Origin of the sequence: Streptomyces sp. NPDC051913 (assembly GCF_044593635.1) — a bacterium.
In the GTDB taxonomy this organism is placed as follows: Bacteria; Actinomycetota; Actinomycetes; order Streptomycetales; family Streptomycetaceae; genus Streptomyces.
In genome coordinates this window covers 282,849-296,768 of record NZ_JBIUCI010000003.1, presented here as the reverse complement: position 1 = coordinate 296,768, position 13,920 = coordinate 282,849, and the positions used below count along the sequence as shown (strand labels likewise).

Below are 13,920 nucleotides of genomic sequence, written 5' to 3'. Positions count from 1 at the left end.
CGCATGCCTACGGTCCCGGTGATCTTCTCGTACGGAAACCGCTGGTGGAAGGGGCGCCGGGGATGTTCGGATGGGCCGGTGCGGCACGAGACGTCGACGGTCGTGGACCGTGGGAGCTACCAGGACACCGTGACCCCCTGGGAACAGCAGGAGTGGCGGGAAACAGCGCTCGGCTGGGCGGAGGAACAGCTCGCGGCGCGCGGGCTGCGGCCGGCGGGGCGGTGGGGCGTGCGGCTGCGGCCGTGGTCGGTCCTCGTGCGCATCGCGGTGCGGGACGGTGCCGACGTCTGGTTCAAGGCCAATCCGCCCGGCAGCGCCTTCGAGGGCGCGCTCACCGCCGCGCTGGCCGGCTGGGTGCCGGAGCACGTACTGGAGCCGCTCGCCGTCGACGCCGGGCGCGGCTGGGCGCTGCTGCCCCACGGCGGTGATCTCTTCCGGGATGTGCTGGAGCGCGGCGACGCCGACGTCCGGGCGTGGGAGGAGGCGCTGCGGCAGTACGCGCGGATGCAGCGGGCGCTGATCCCGTACGCCGCCGAGATGGACCGGCTCGGCGTACCCGACGCGCGCGCAGCCGCTCTCCCCGGCATCTTCGACACCGCCCTGGCGCAGAACACCGCGCTGGACCCGGCGGACCGGACCCGTCTGCACGCCCTGCGCCCCCGCCTCCTCGACTGGTGCGCGGAACTCGCCGCCACCGGCGTCCCCGACTCCCTCGACCACTGCGACCTGCACGACGGCCAGCTCTTCCGTCCCGCCCCCGGCCGCTTCACCTTCTTCGACTGGGGCGACGCCCATGTCTCCCACCCCTTCTGCAGCTTCACCGTCCCGGCCCGCCGAGTCCGCGAACGGCACGGCCCCGAGGCCCTCCCCGGGCTGCGCGACGCCTACCTGGAACCCTGGACGGAAGACGGCCGTACGCTGCCGGAACTCCGCCGCGCCCTGACCCTCGCGACCCGCCTGGGCGCCCTCGCCCCGACCCGCGCCTGGACCCGCCTCTTCCCGGGCGCGAGCCTTCCGGCGGGGGAGGCGGCGTGCGCGGAGTGGCTGAGGGGGCTGGGTTCCACCCCCCTGCCCGATGCGCGACGATGATCTTCATGGCATACGCGGTCATCCGGCTCCCTCAGTACACCAAGGCCGACCTCGACGAGATCACCGGCGGCCTCGACGACCCCTTCGAGGTCGCCGCGTTCGGGGTGCGGTCCCGGGACAAGGACGTGCACTTCGGCGTCCGGCATCAGGGGCGGCTCGTGGCGCACGCGGGGCTGGTGGACGCCACGGTGTCGGTCGGGGAGCACCGGTTCCCGGTGGCGGGTCTCGGTGGCGTCGTCGTCGCGCCGGACCTGCGGGGACACGGGCTGGCGCGGCTGGTCGTGGACGCCGCCGTCACCCACGCCCGGGGCACCGGCGTGGAGTTCGGGCTCCTGTTCTGTCTGCCGGACCGGGTGCCGCTCTACCGGCGCCTCGGCTGGCGGGAGTCGACGGACGGGATGCGGGTGGAGCAGCCCGGTGGAGTCGTCGTCGACCATCCGCTGCGCACGATGTGGACACCGCTCGCCGACGGCGCCGCATGGCCGCCGGGCCGCGCGCGTCTGCACTCGCTGCCCATGTAGATCGCGTCACCGCTGCAACCGTCCGCGCCCCGCCGGCGATCTACAGCACCATGCGTCTCCTTCGCCAACTCGCCCGCTTCACCTGGCTCCAGGCCCGCTGCTGTGCCTTCGCCGTCGCCCTGTTCGGCGGGATGGCGGCGTCCACACTGCTCCCGCCGCTGCCGGTGACGCGCTACGACCTGCTGCTGGCGTACGGCGTCCTGCTGACCGGCGTGGGTTTCCTGCTGGGGTGGGAGACACGGCGGGAGGTGGCGGTGGTCGCCTTCTGCCATGGGCTGGGGCTCGCCTTCGAGGTGGTGAAGGTGCACGTCGGCTCGTGGAGCTATCCGGAGCCGGGCCTGGCCAAGCTCGCCGGGGTGCCGTTGTACGGCGGTTTCATGTACGCGGCGGTCGGCAGCTACGTCTGCCGCTCCTGGCGGCTGATGCGGCTGTCCCTGACCGGCTACCGGCCCCGCGCCACCGCCGCGGTCGCCGTGCTGCTGTACGCCAACTTCCTCACCCACCACTGGATACCCGACCTGCGTTGGCCGCTCGCCGCGCTGCTGCTGGCGGCGACCGCCGGCACCTGGGTGCACTACACGATCGGCGCCCACCGGTACCGGATGCCGCTGGCCCTGTCCTTCGCGCTGATCGGGTTCTTCCTGTGGCTGGCGGAGAACATGGCGACGTATCTCGGCGCCTGGACCTATCCCGACCAGCTGGACGGCTGGCAGCCGGTCGCGATCGGCAAGTGGGTGTCCTGGGCGCTGCTGATCAGCGTCACCTTCGTCATCTGCGGCGCGCGCCGGCTAACGGCGACGCCCCCTGCCGATTCCTCGGACAGGGGGCGGCGTCGTACGGCCGTATCGGCCACGACCACTACTTGACCGGCTCGGGCTCCGGCTCGCTCTCGGTCTCCGCGGCGTCCTCGGGGTCCACCGGGGTCTTGACCGACTCCAGCAGCAGCTGGGCCACGTCGACGACGGTGATGGACTCCTTGGCCTTGCCCTCGTTCTTCTTGCCGTTCACCGAGTCGGTGAGCATGACCAGGCAGAACGGGCAGGCGGTGGAGACGATGTCGGGGTTCAACGACAGAGCCTCGTCGACGCGCTCGTTGTTGATGCGCTTGCCGATCCGCTCCTCCATCCACATCCGCGCGCCACCGGCGCCACAGCAGAAGCCGCGCTCCTTGTGGCGGTGCATCTCCTCGTTCCTGAGGCCCGGGACGTTCGCGATGATCTCGCGCGGCGGCGTGTAGATCTTGTTGTGCCGGCCCAGGTAGCAGGGGTCGTGGTAGGTGATGATGCCCTCGACCGGGGTGACCGGGACCAGCTTGCCCTCGTCCACCAGGTGCTGGAGCAGCTGGGTGTGGTGGATGACCTCGTAGTCGCCGCCGAGCTGCGGGTACTCGTTGCCGATGGTGTTGAGGCAGTGCGGGCAGGTGGCGACGATCTTCTTGGAGGACTTCGGCTTCTTGGTGCTCTCGTCCTCGTCGTCCTCGCCGAACGCCATGTTCAGCGCGGCCACGTTCTCCATGCCGAGCTCCTGGAACAGGGGCTCGTTGCCGAGACGGCGGGCGGAGTCACCGGTGCACTTCTCGTCGCCGCCCATGATGGCGAACTTGACGCCCGCCATGTGCAGGAGCTCCGCGAAGGCCTTGGTGGTCTTCTTGGCGCGGTCCTCCAGGGCGCCGGCGCAGCCGACCCAGTACAGGTACTCGACCTCGGAGAGGTCCTCGATGTCCTTGCCGACGACCGGCACCTCGAAGTCGACTTCCTTCGTCCACTCCAGGCGCTGCTTCTTGGCCAGGCCCCAGGGGTTGCCCTTCTTCTCCAGGTTCTTGAGCATCGTGCCCGCCTCGGACGGGAACGCGGACTCGATCATCACCTGGTAGCGGCGCATGTCGACGATGTGGTCGACGTGCTCGATGTCGACCGGGCACTGCTCGACGCAGGCGCCGCAGGTGGTGCAGGACCACAGGACGTCCGGGTCGATGACGCCGTTCTCTTCGAGGGTGCCGATCAGCGGGCGCTCGGCCTCCGCCAGAGCCGCCGCCGGCACACCGGCCAGCTGCTCCTCGGACGCCTTCTCCTCGCCCTCCATGGTCTTGCCGCCACCCGCGAGCAGGTAGGGCGCCTTGGCGTGCGAGTGGTCCCGCAGCGACATGATCAGCAGCTTCGGGGAGAGCGGCTTGCCCGTGTTCCAGGCCGGGCACTGCGACTGGCAGCGGCCGCACTCGGTGCACGTGGAGAAGTCCAGCAGGCCCTTCCAGGAGAACTGCTCGACCTGGGAGACGCCGAAGACGTCGTCGTCACCGGGGTCGGTGAAGTCGATCGGCTTGCCGCCCGACGTCATCGGCTGGAGCGCGCCGAGCGCGGTACCGCCGTCGCCCTCGCGCTTGAACCAGATGTTCGGGAAGGCGAGGAAGCGGTGCCAGGCGACGCTCATGTTGGCGTTGACCGAGACGACGATCATCCAGATGAAGGAGACGCTGACCTTGATGCCCGCGAACAGGTAGGTCAGGTTCTGCAGCGTGGAGACGTCGAGGTCGCGCAGGGCGGCGACCAGGGGGTACGAGGCGAAGTACGCGGCCTCGTAGTGGTCGACGTGGTGCAGCGAGCCCTCCAGGCCGCGCAGCACGTAGATCACGGCGCCGATGGTCAGGATGACGTACTCGACGAAGTACGCCTGCCAGGCCTTGGAGCCCGCGAAACGGGACTTGCGGCCGGGGCGAGAGGGCAGGTTCAGCAGCCGGATGACGATGAGCGTGGCGATGCCGAGGCCCGTCATCACGGTGATGAACTCGACGTACATCTCCCAGGGCAGCCAGCCGCCGATGACCGGCAGCTGGAAGTCGGCCTGGAAGAGCTGGCCGAGGGCCTGGCCGAGCACCGGGATCAGGGTCAGGAAGCCGATCGCCACGAACCAGTGGGCGACGCCCACGACGCCCCAGCGGTTCATCCGGGTGTGGCCCAGGAACTCCTTCACCAGGGTCACGCTGCGCTGGTACGGGTTGTCGGTCCGGGCACCGGCCGGCAGCGGCTGTCCGAGCATGAAGAAGCGGACGAACTGCGCGATGACGCGTGCGAAGAGTGCGGCACCGACCACGGTCAGGACCAGCGACACGATGATCGCTGCGAGTTGCATGTCGGGGGCTCCTCGGGCCTGGGCGGGGCGAGATTACTAAGCGGTAACTTATGCAGTTCTCTTGAGGGTACCCGCATCCTCGTTCGCACTGTAGCCAGCACTGCGGTGATCTGTGTCGCTGAGGGTTGCCTTAAGAGCCGGTGGAAAGTCTGAACGTGTTATTCGTACCAAATTGGTACATTCGTGACTACTTTAAGACTCGTGCTCTATGGGATCGCTGCCGCCACCACCGCCCTGCTGCTGACCGCGGTACTCACCGCGCTGCTGCGCGCCCCCGCCCTGCGCCTGGGTCTGACCGACCGGCGCAGGCAGCAGCGCAAGGTGCCGCTGTCCGGGGGTGTCGCGGTGGTGCTCACGACCTGCGCGGTCGTCGTCACCGGGGAGCGGACCGGCATCGCGCCCCCGGGCGGCGGCGAACTGCTCGTCGCGGCCGCCGCCGTCGCCGCCCTCGGCCTCGTCGCCGACCTGTGGCGGGTCCGCCCGCGCGTGCTCCTCGTCGGTACGGCCGTGGCGGCGGCCTGTGTGGTGCCCTACGAGGAGACCGGCGTCGTCGGCGGGATGCTCGCCGTGGGCTGGATCGCGTGTGTCGCGCTGGGGTTCCGGGCACTCGACCATGCCGACGGGCTGGCCGGGACCGTCGGGGTCGTCGCCGCCTTCGGGGTGGGGGCCTGTGCGGCGGCCGAGGTGATGGACGGCCTCGCGGTGCTGCTGAGCGTGCTGGCCGCCGCACTGACCGGGTTCCTGATGCACAACTGGCCCCCCGCGCGCGTGGGGCTCGGTTCGGGCGGGGCGCTGTTCGCCGGGTTCGTCCTCGCCGCGGCCGGCGTGGTGGCCCGCACCGGGCACGAGGCCGCCTCCAGCGCGGGCGTGCTGTTCGCGCTCAACGCGGTGGCCGTCGCCGACGTCCTTCTGGTCGTCGTCGCCCGCCGACTGGCCGGGCGGCGCGGCCCGGACCATCTCGCGCACCGGCTGCGCAGGCTGGGGCTGACCCCGCAGGGGACGGTCGTGCTGCTCGGCCTCGGGGCCTTCGCGGGAGTGCTCGTCGGAGTGCTGGAGCACCTCGGGTGGGTCGGGGCGACGGGGTCGCTGTGGGTGGCCGCGGGCGCCCTGGTCGTCGTCCTCGCGCTGCTGCGGGTGAAGTCCTCCGGGGGTTCTCGACCGGTACCGGCCCAGGCGTCGCCGCAGGTCAGAGGGCCCTTGCGTGTAAGGAACGGATAAGAGTTGAGCGTCACAGACTCAGGTCTGTTGCACCAAACGCGTGCGTCATGCACACTTGAGTCCGTTCCACTCAAGTCAGCTGGAGGAATCAACCATGGCACGTGCGGTCGGCATCGACCTGGGCACGACTAACTCCGTCGTCAGCGTTCTCGAAGGCGGCGAGCCCACCGTCATCACCAACGCCGAGGGTGCCAGGACCACGCCGTCCGTCGTCGCCTTCGCGAAGAACGGCGAGGTGCTGGTCGGCGAGGTCGCCAAGCGCCAGGCGGTCACCAACGTGGACCGGACCATCCGTTCGGTGAAGCGTCACATGGGCACCGACTGGAAGATCGAGCTGGACGGGAAGCCCTTCAACCCGCAGCAGATCTCGGCGTTCATCCTCCAGAAGCTGAAGCGGGACGCCGAGGCGTACCTGGGCGAGAAGGTGACCGACGCGGTCATCACCGTCCCGGCGTACTTCAACGACTCCGAGCGTCAGGCGACGAAGGAAGCCGGCGAGATCGCCGGTCTCAACGTCCTCCGTATCGTCAACGAGCCCACCGCGGCCGCGCTCGCGTACGGCCTCGACAAGGACGACCAGACGATCCTCGTCTTCGACCTCGGTGGCGGCACCTTCGACGTGTCCCTCCTGGAGATCGGCGACGGCGTCGTCGAGGTGAAGGCCACCAACGGTGACAACCACCTCGGTGGTGACGACTGGGACCAGCGCGTCGTCGACTACCTGGTGCAGCAGTTCAAGTCCGGTCACGGCGTGGACCTCGCCAAGGACAAGATGGCGCTCCAGCGTCTGCGCGAGGCCGCCGAGAAGGCGAAGATCGAGCTGTCCTCGTCCACCGAGACCTCGATCAACCTGCCCTACATCACCGCGTCCGCCGAGGGCCCGCTGCACCTGGACGAGAAGCTCACGCGCGCTCAGTTCCAGCAGCTGACGGCCGACCTGCTGGAGCGCTGCAAGACGCCGTTCCACAACGTCATCAAGGACGCCGGCATCTCCATCAACGAGATCGACCACGTCGTCCTCGTGGGTGGCTCCACCCGTATGCCCGCCGTCGCCGAGCTCGTCAAGGAGCTGACCGGTGGCAACGAGGCCAACAAGGGCGTCAACCCGGACGAGGTCGTCGCCATCGGCGCCGCCCTCCAGGCCGGTGTCCTCAAGGGTGAGGTCAAGGACGTCCTGCTCCTCGACGTGACCCCGCTGTCCCTCGGCATCGAGACCAAGGGCGGCATCATGACCAAGCTGATCGAGCGCAACACGACGATCCCGACGAAGCGTTCGGAGATCTTCACGACGGCCGAGGACAACCAGCCGTCGGTGCAGATCCAGGTCTACCAGGGCGAGCGCGAGATCGCGGCGTACAACAAGAAGCTCGGGATGTTCGAGCTGACCGGTCTGCCGCCGGCCCCGCGCGGTGTCCCGCAGATCGAGGTCGCCTTCGACATCGACGCCAACGGCATCATGCACGTGACCGCGAAGGACCTCGGCACGGGCAAGGAGCAGAAGATGACCGTCACCGGCGGCTCCTCGCTGCCGAAGGACGAGGTCGACCGGATGCGCCAGGAGGCCGAGAAGTACGCGGAGGAGGACCACGCCCGCCGCGAGGCCGCCGAGACCCGCAACCAGGGCGAGCAGCTCGTCTACCAGACGGAGAAGTTCCTCAAGGACAACGAGGACAAGGTCCCCGGCGAGGTCAAGACCGAGGTCGAGGCCGCCGTCGAGGAGCTGAAGGCCGCGCTCAAGGGCGAGGACACCGCCGAGATCCGCACCGCCACCGAGAAGGTCGCCGCGGTCTCGCAGAAGGTCGGCCAGGCCATGTACGCCGACGCCCAGGCGTCGCAGGCCGCGGGCGGCGCCGAGGCCGGTGCGGAGGCCCCGAAGGCCGACGACGACGTCGTCGACGCCGAGATCGTCGACGAGGACCGTAAGGACGGTGCCGCGTGACGGAGGAGACCCCGGGCTTCGAGGAGAAGCCCGACGTCCCCTCCGGCGCCACCCCTGACGACGCCGAGTCGAAGGCCGCACCCTCGTCGAACGGCGAGGGGGCGGCCCCGGCCGGGGACGCAACCGCACAGATCGCCGGTCTGACCGCCCAGCTGGACCAGTCCCGCAAGGCGCTCGAAGAGCGCACCACGGACCTCCAGCGGCTCCAGGCCGAGTTCCAGAACTACCGCCGCCGCGTGGAGCGGGACCGGATCACGGTCAAGGAGATCGCCGTCGCGAACCTCCTGACCGAACTCCTGCCCGTGCTCGACGACATCGGCCGCGCCCGGGACCACGGCGAGTTCGTCGGCGGATTCAAGTCCGTCGGTGAGTCGCTGGAGACCGTCGCGGCGAAGATGGGTCTCCAGCAGTTCGGCAAGGAGGGCGAGCCCTTCGACCCGACGATCCACGAGGCCCTGATGCACAGCTACGCGCCGGACGTCACCGAGACGACCTGCGTGGCGATCCTCCAGCCGGGGTATCGCATCGGCGAACGCACCATCCGCCCCGCGCGGGTGGCCGTCGCCGAACCGCAGCCGGGCGCGCAGACGGTCAAGGCCGAAGACGCTGAGACCGAGGAGAAGGACAACAGCTCTGAAGAGGGCTGACGTCACCTGGACCGATCGAGAGGAGGGGCGTCGAGGATGAGCACCAAGGACTTCATCGAGAAGGACTACTACAAGGTCCTCGGCGTCCCCAAGGACGCCACCGAGGCCGAGATCAAGAAGGCGTACCGGAAACTCGCCCGCGAGTTCCACCCGGACGCCAACAAGGGCAACGTCAAGGCGGAGGAGCGCTTCAAGGAGATCTCCGAGGCGAACGACATCCTCGGTGACCCCAAGAAGCGCAAGGAGTACGACGAGGCTCGCGCCCTCTTCGGCAACGGCGGCTTCCGTCCGGGGCCGGGCGCGGGCGGCGGCTCCTTCAACTTCGACCTGGGCGACCTCTTCGGAGGCGGCGCCCAGGGCGGTGGCGGCCAGGGTTCAGGCGGCTTCGGCGGCGGGATCGGCGACGTGTTCGGCGGCCTGTTCAACCGCGGCGGCACCGGGGGCACCCGGGTGCAGCCGCGGCGCGGGCAGGACATCGACACCGAGGTCACGCTGAGCTTCACCGAAGCCATCGAGGGGGCCACGGTCCCGCTGCGGATGTCCTCGCAGTCCCCCTGCAAGGCCTGTTCGGGCACCGGCGACAAGAACGGCACACCGCGCGTGTGCCCGACCTGCGTCGGCACCGGCCAGGTGGCGCGGGGTTCGGGCGGCGGCTTCTCGCTCACCGACCCCTGCCCCGACTGCAAGGGCCGCGGGCTGATCGCCGAGCACCCCTGCATGGACTGCAAGGGCAGCGGCCGCGCCAAGTCCTCGCGCACCATGCAGGTCCGCATCCCCGCCGGGGTGACGGACAACCAGCGCATCCGCCTGCGCGGCAAGGGAGCGCCGGGAGAACGGGGCGGCCCCGCGGGCGACTTGTACGTCACCGTCCACGTGGACGCGCACCCGGTCTTCGGCCGCAAGGAGGACAACCTCACGGTCACCGTCCCGGTGACGTTCGCGGAGGCGGCCCTCGGCGGCGAGGTCCGGGTCCCCACCCTGGGCGGCCCGCCCGTCACGCTCAAACTGCCGCCCGGCACGCCCAACGGCCGCACCATGCGCGCCCGCGGCAAGGGCGCGGTCCGCAAGGACGGCACCCGCGGCGACCTCCTGGTCACCGTCGAGGTGAGTGTCCCCAAGGACGTGACGGGGAAGGCTCGGGAAGCGCTTGAGGCGTATCGCGAGGCGACCGCGGACGAGGATCCGCGGGCGGAGCTGTTCCAGGCCGCGAAGGGAGCATGACCAAGATGGACGGCCGTCGACGCAACCCGTACGAACTGACCGAGGAAACCCCGGTCTACGTCATCTCGGTGGCGGCCCAGCTCTCCGGCCTGCACCCGCAGACCCTTCGCCAGTACGACCGCCTCGGCCTGGTCTCCCCGGACCGCACCGCGGGCCGGGGCCGCCGCTACTCGGCCCGCGACATCGAACTGCTGCGCACCGTGCAGCAGTTGTCGCAGGACGAGGGCATCAACCTGGCCGGCATCAAGCGCATCATCGAGCTGGAGAACCAGGTCGCGGGCCTCCAGTCCCGCGTCGCGGAGATGGAGGCGGCCCTGGAGGGCGCCGCCGCCACGATGCGCCAGCGGGAGGCCGCGGTGCACGCGTCGTACCGACGCGACCTGGTGCCGTACCAGGAGGTGCAGCAGACCAGCGCGCTGGTGGTGTGGCGGCCGAAGAAGGCCAAGGACTAGACAGACGCACGGAAAGGGGCCCGGAGGTTCGTCCTCCGGGCCCCTTCCGCGTGCCGTGGTCCTCACCGTCCGCTGAAGAACTCCAGCGAGGCGGCCTCGGACCCGACCCGGCCGTAGTGGTCGACGGCGCGGACGGTCACCATGCAGGGCCCGTTGTACGGCGCGACCCACGAGATCGCCCCCGTGGCCGACACCTGCGGGCCGCTGTCGCCGCACGCCCCGGAGATGTCCCAGGAGTACCCCTTCAGCTGTCGGCCCTCGTCACCCGCGCCCGGCGCGGCGGTGACCTGGATCGCCGAACGGCCGGGCACACCGTTGGTGACCAGTGTCAGCTGCGGAGCCTTCGGCCCGACCGCCGTGGCCTTCGTGACGCGCTCGGCGGCGACTTCCTCGGAGGGCAGCGACTCCAGACCGTCGGCGCCCACGGTGGCGACGTAGTAGGAGGCCTTGCCCGCCGGCGCGGTCCGGTCCTCCCACCCGGTGCCGTTGGTGGCACCGATGGCCGTCCAGGCACCGGTCGGGCTGGTCCGGCGGTAGACGTGGTAGCCGCCGGCCTCGTCGGGCGATGCCGTCCACGTGACCATCGTGAGATCGTCGGCGGGCGGCTGCACCGCGAGCCCCGTCGGCGCGGCCGCCGTCGAGGCCACGGCCCGGCTCGCGGGCACTCCGTCCGACATGGGTGAGACATTGGCCGCGGTGTCGACGACCACCACGGAGAAGGCGTAGGGCACACCCGCGTCATCGGCCGGCACCCGGTAGGCCAACGACGTCCCGAACACGAAGTCCGGCCCGTCCGGGTCGGGGGCGCCGTCGCGGAAGGCGTACACCTCGTAGTGGTCGACGTCCTTCGCCGCGGAGGCCTGCCAGTTCAGGGAGACACCGGCCGTCGTACCGTCCGCCGTGAGACCGGTGATCCCCGTGGGGGCGGTGTGGTCGACGGTGGTGACACCCTGGTCGGCGGTACCCGTGGAGGCGTTGCCGGCCTTGTCGTGGGCGCGGATCTCGTAGTAGTACGTCTCGCCGGTGGGGGGCGGGGTGTCGGTGTACGAGGTGCCGGTCGTCGTCGCGAGCGGGGTGCTGCCGAAGGAGGTGCCTTTGAGGCGGCGGTAGACCTTGTATCCGGCGAGGTCCATCTCGTTGTTCTTCGTCCAGCTGAGCTTGGCCTTGCCGGTGGCCTGGCTGTACGTGACGGAAGCGCCGGTCGGAGCAAGGGGTTTGACCTTGTCGACGGTGGCGGAGGTGCGGGGCGTGTAGGCGAACTTGACCTTCGCGCTGCCGGTCCAGTTGACGTAGTCGACGCGCAGGGTGTGCTTGCCGGACGGGACGGTGAGGTTGACGCTCTTCGAGACGGTCGTGGAGGTGTTCTTCCACAGGTCGATCTTGCGTACGCCGTCGACGTACACCCGTATCCCGTCGAGCCCCGAGGCGGTGAGGGCGAAGGGGCCGCCGGAGCCGAAGTCCCTTGTCACGGACCAGCGGACGCCGAAGTTGTCGGACGGCAGGCCGGAGACGGGTGCGCCGGTCCAGCTCTGGTCGATCGCGCTGTCGCAGTCCGTTTTCTTCGGCGTGCCGGAAAACGTCGTGTTCGCGAAGAACTGCCGTTTGAAGACCGGGGAGACGCAGGTCGTGGCGGCGGACGCGGGGGCGGTGGCCGTGGTGAGCAGACCGCCGGTGACGGCGAGCACGGCGGCGGACGTGATCGTCGTACGTCTGGCTGGGTTCATTCGATCCTCTGCACGGATGGGGAACGGCCGACTGAAGCCGTCGTGATCACGACTCGCGAGGAATGGAGTTGGTTGTACGGATCTTTGCCTCCGCCGGGGCTCCGCTTGAATGGAGGGTCCGTAAAGGGTGTTTGGAGGCGGTTGCGTGATGTCTTCACAAGGCAGACGGAGAGTGGCGTTGCGCACTCGTTAAGTGGTTCCGCTTGACGCTGGGGGGCGTCGCCGCGTTGGCTTTTCAGTCATCTGGGTCGCAATGCTGCGCCCGCGTCCGGAAGGCACCAGAAGTGAGCACCGCAATGCGTCGTATCGCCCTTTGCATGGCCGCGTCCTCGATGGCCCTGTCGCTGACGGCCTGCGGGGCCCTGGGAGTGTCGGGGGACAGCGCGGACGCGAGTCCGACCAAGGGCAACGACGTCACCGTGGGCGTGCTGATGCCGGAGACGACCAACACGCGCTACGAGAACTTCGACTATCCGATCATCCAGGAGAAGGTCTCGGAGCTCACGAAGAAGTTGGGCCAGACCGTCTACGCCAACGGCGAGGCGGACGCCAAGAAGCAGGCGACCCAGATGCAGAAGATGATCGACGACAAGGTCGACGTCATCCTGCTGGACGCCGTGGACTCGCACGCCATCGCCCCGATGGTGAAGAAGGCCAAGGCCGCCGGTATCCCGGTCATCGCCTACGACCGGCTCGCCGAGGGCCCCATCGACGCGTACGTCTCCTTCGACAACGAACTCGTCGGCGAGGTACAGGGCCGCACGCTCATAGAGTCGCTGGGCTCGGGCCTCGACACCTCCGACAAGATCGTGATGCTCAACGGCTCGCCCTCCGACCCGAACGCCGGGCAGTTCAAGGCGGGCGCGCTCTCCGAGCTCAACGGCAAGGTGACGATCTCCGCGAAGTACGACGTCGACGGCTGGAAGCCGGCCACCGCGAAGAAGGACATGGCCGCCGCGATCGCCTCGATCGGCAAGGACAACATCGCCGCCGTGTACTCCGCCAACGACGCCATGGCCGGCGCCGCCATCGAGGCGATGGAGGAGGCCGGCATGACCGACCTGCCGCCCATCACCGGCCAGGACGCCGAACTGGACGCCGTGCAGCGCATCGTCACCGGCGAGCAGTACATGAGCGTCTACAAGTCCTACCCGCTGGAGGCCGAGGCCGCCGCCGAGATGGCCGTGGCGAAGGTCCAGGGCAAGGACATCCTGTTCGACTCGCTCACCCAGGACCGCGTCGACAGCCCCACCGACAAGGAGATCCCGGCCCAGCTGGTGTCGGTGTCCGCGCTGACGCAGTCCAACATCAAGCGCACGGTCGTCGCCGACGGCATCTACACCGTCAAGCAGATCTGCACCGCCAAGATCGCCTCGGCCTGCGCCGCGATCAAGTTGAACTGACGCTCGGTCCGGCGGGCGTCATGGGGAGGAACACCCCGTCCGGCGCCCGCCCGACGGGCTTGGTGCTGGTGAAGCTGGTCGGGTCGTTGTCGCCGGACACCTTCAGACCGGTGACCTTCGCGTCCTTCGGGACGTCGTACCAGAGCTCGACCTCCATGAGGGTGTGCCCGCCCAGCCGTACCGTCTCCGACTGGCGGCGCACCGCCATCGCGAAGGAGTCGGGCCTGGCCCGGTCGCCGGTGACGCCCGCGACGCGCTGCCGGGCCGACTCGTAGGTGTGGTAGTTCGGGTCGATGTTCTCGACCCGCAGCCGCGCGGCGCAGAACTGTCCCTCCGGCGGAGCGTCCGCGTGGGACCCCGTCACCCCCGTGATCCCGCAGCGCAGGGACAGCAGGGTGAAGGTGAGGTGCCCGTCCTTGTGGGGCCGCTGGACCGCACCGGTACCGGGCTCGTCGCCGTCGCCTCCGCAGCCGACGGTGAGCAGCAGGGCGGTCAGAGGCACTGCCAGGAGGCGGAGCGGGCGCGCTGTCGGCATAGGGGCGATTGTGCGCCGCCGACGGGAAGAAGTGAACGTTCTGGG

Annotated in this window: 12 protein-coding genes; 9 read left to right on the top strand and 3 right to left on the bottom strand. The window is 69.7% G+C overall.

The features are described from left to right. The first annotated feature begins 78 nt into the window (after positions 1-78). Genes ACIHIX_RS10335 through ACIHIX_RS10325 form a run of 3 tightly spaced genes read left to right on the top strand, consistent with a single transcriptional unit; the run spans position 79 to position 2,476 of the window. The gene (locus ACIHIX_RS10335; RefSeq protein WP_399952663.1) at positions 79-1,089 is read left to right on the top strand and encodes a phosphotransferase; all 1,011 of its coding nucleotides are present in this window, start codon (positions 79-81) and stop codon (positions 1,087-1,089) included. A 5-nt stretch (positions 1,090-1,094) separates the two neighbouring features. Next, a complete protein-coding gene (locus ACIHIX_RS10330; RefSeq protein WP_399952661.1) occupies positions 1,095-1,610 on the top strand; it encodes a GNAT family N-acetyltransferase in 516 nt (171 codons plus the stop codon). Positions 1,611-1,660: 50 nt separating this feature from the next. Then, the gene (locus ACIHIX_RS10325) at positions 1,661-2,476 is read left to right on the top strand and encodes a DUF817 domain-containing protein (RefSeq protein ID WP_399952658.1); all 816 of its coding nucleotides are present in this window, start codon (positions 1,661-1,663) and stop codon (positions 2,474-2,476) included. Here the strand turns inward: ACIHIX_RS10325 and ACIHIX_RS10320 are convergent. Further along, entirely contained in the window at positions 2,469-4,736 is a 2,268-nt protein-coding gene (locus tag ACIHIX_RS10320; RefSeq protein ID WP_399952655.1) for a (Fe-S)-binding protein, read from the bottom strand. The genes ACIHIX_RS10325 and ACIHIX_RS10320 overlap by 8 nt on opposite strands. A 201-nt stretch (positions 4,737-4,937) precedes the next feature. Here ACIHIX_RS10320 and ACIHIX_RS10315 point away from each other — a divergent pair, with 201 nt between their 5' ends. The 5 genes from ACIHIX_RS10315 (at position 4,938) to ACIHIX_RS10295 (ending at position 10,213) form a co-directional block, all read left to right on the top strand. Continuing rightward, complete coding sequence (locus ACIHIX_RS10315; protein ID WP_399952652.1) at positions 4,938-5,954, top strand: MraY family glycosyltransferase; 1,017 nt, start codon at positions 4,938-4,940, stop codon at positions 5,952-5,954. Between the two features lie 94 nt (positions 5,955-6,048). Further along, entirely contained in the window at positions 6,049-7,893 is a 1,845-nt protein-coding gene (dnaK, locus tag ACIHIX_RS10310; RefSeq protein WP_399952649.1) for a molecular chaperone DnaK, read from the top strand. Further along, positions 7,890-8,540, top strand: coding sequence for a nucleotide exchange factor GrpE (gene grpE, locus ACIHIX_RS10305; RefSeq protein WP_399952646.1), 651 nt, complete (start codon positions 7,890-7,892; stop codon positions 8,538-8,540). Before dnaK ends, grpE begins: the two co-directional genes overlap by 4 nt. 36 nt (positions 8,541-8,576) lie before the next feature. Further along, positions 8,577-9,761 (top strand): molecular chaperone DnaJ, encoded by a 1,185-nt coding sequence (gene dnaJ, locus ACIHIX_RS10300; RefSeq protein ID WP_399952644.1) that lies wholly within the window; start codon positions 8,577-8,579, stop codon positions 9,759-9,761. A gap of 5 nt (positions 9,762-9,766) precedes the next feature. After that, positions 9,767-10,213, top strand: a complete 447-nt coding sequence (locus ACIHIX_RS10295; protein ID WP_399953762.1) for a heat shock protein transcriptional repressor HspR — start codon at positions 9,767-9,769, stop codon at positions 10,211-10,213. 62 nt (positions 10,214-10,275) lie between these two features. On the opposite strand, the gene ACIHIX_RS10290 is transcribed toward ACIHIX_RS10295, so the two are convergent. Further along, complete coding sequence (locus ACIHIX_RS10290; protein ID WP_399952641.1) at positions 10,276-11,937, bottom strand: fibronectin type III domain-containing protein; 1,662 nt, start codon at positions 11,935-11,937, stop codon at positions 10,276-10,278. 317 nt (positions 11,938-12,254) lie between these two features. Between ACIHIX_RS10290 and ACIHIX_RS10285 the strand changes: the two genes are divergently transcribed. Next, a complete protein-coding gene (locus ACIHIX_RS10285; RefSeq protein ID WP_399952638.1) occupies positions 12,255-13,340 on the top strand; it encodes a sugar ABC transporter substrate-binding protein in 1,086 nt (361 codons plus the stop codon). On the opposite strand, the gene ACIHIX_RS10280 is transcribed toward ACIHIX_RS10285, so the two are convergent. Continuing rightward, on the bottom strand, positions 13,327-13,875 hold the full coding sequence (locus ACIHIX_RS10280; protein WP_399952635.1) for a DUF4352 domain-containing protein: 549 nt from the start codon (positions 13,873-13,875) through the stop codon (positions 13,327-13,329). The genes ACIHIX_RS10285 and ACIHIX_RS10280 overlap by 14 nt on opposite strands. Between the last annotated feature and the right edge of the window lie 45 nt (positions 13,876-13,920).

Coding starts and splice junctions, on each gene's coding strand:
- ACIHIX_RS10330 (WP_399952661.1), top strand. CDS start 1,095: ATGGCATACGCGGTCATCCGGCTCCCTCAGTACACCAAGGCCGACCTC.
- ACIHIX_RS10325 (WP_399952658.1), top strand. CDS start 1,661: ATGCGTCTCCTTCGCCAACTCGCCCGCTTCACCTGGCTCCAGGCCCGC.
- ACIHIX_RS10320 (WP_399952655.1), bottom strand. CDS start 4,736: ATGCAACTCGCAGCGATCATCGTGTCGCTGGTCCTGACCGTGGTCGGT.
- dnaK (WP_399952649.1), top strand. CDS start 6,049: ATGGCACGTGCGGTCGGCATCGACCTGGGCACGACTAACTCCGTCGTC.
- dnaJ (WP_399952644.1), top strand. CDS start 8,577: ATGAGCACCAAGGACTTCATCGAGAAGGACTACTACAAGGTCCTCGGC.
- ACIHIX_RS10295 (WP_399953762.1), top strand. CDS start 9,767: ATGGACGGCCGTCGACGCAACCCGTACGAACTGACCGAGGAAACCCCG.
- ACIHIX_RS10290 (WP_399952641.1), bottom strand. CDS start 11,937: ATGAACCCAGCCAGACGTACGACGATCACGTCCGCCGCCGTGCTCGCC.
- ACIHIX_RS10285 (WP_399952638.1), top strand. CDS start 12,255: ATGGCCGCGTCCTCGATGGCCCTGTCGCTGACGGCCTGCGGGGCCCTG.
- ACIHIX_RS10280 (WP_399952635.1), bottom strand. CDS start 13,875: ATGCCGACAGCGCGCCCGCTCCGCCTCCTGGCAGTGCCTCTGACCGCC.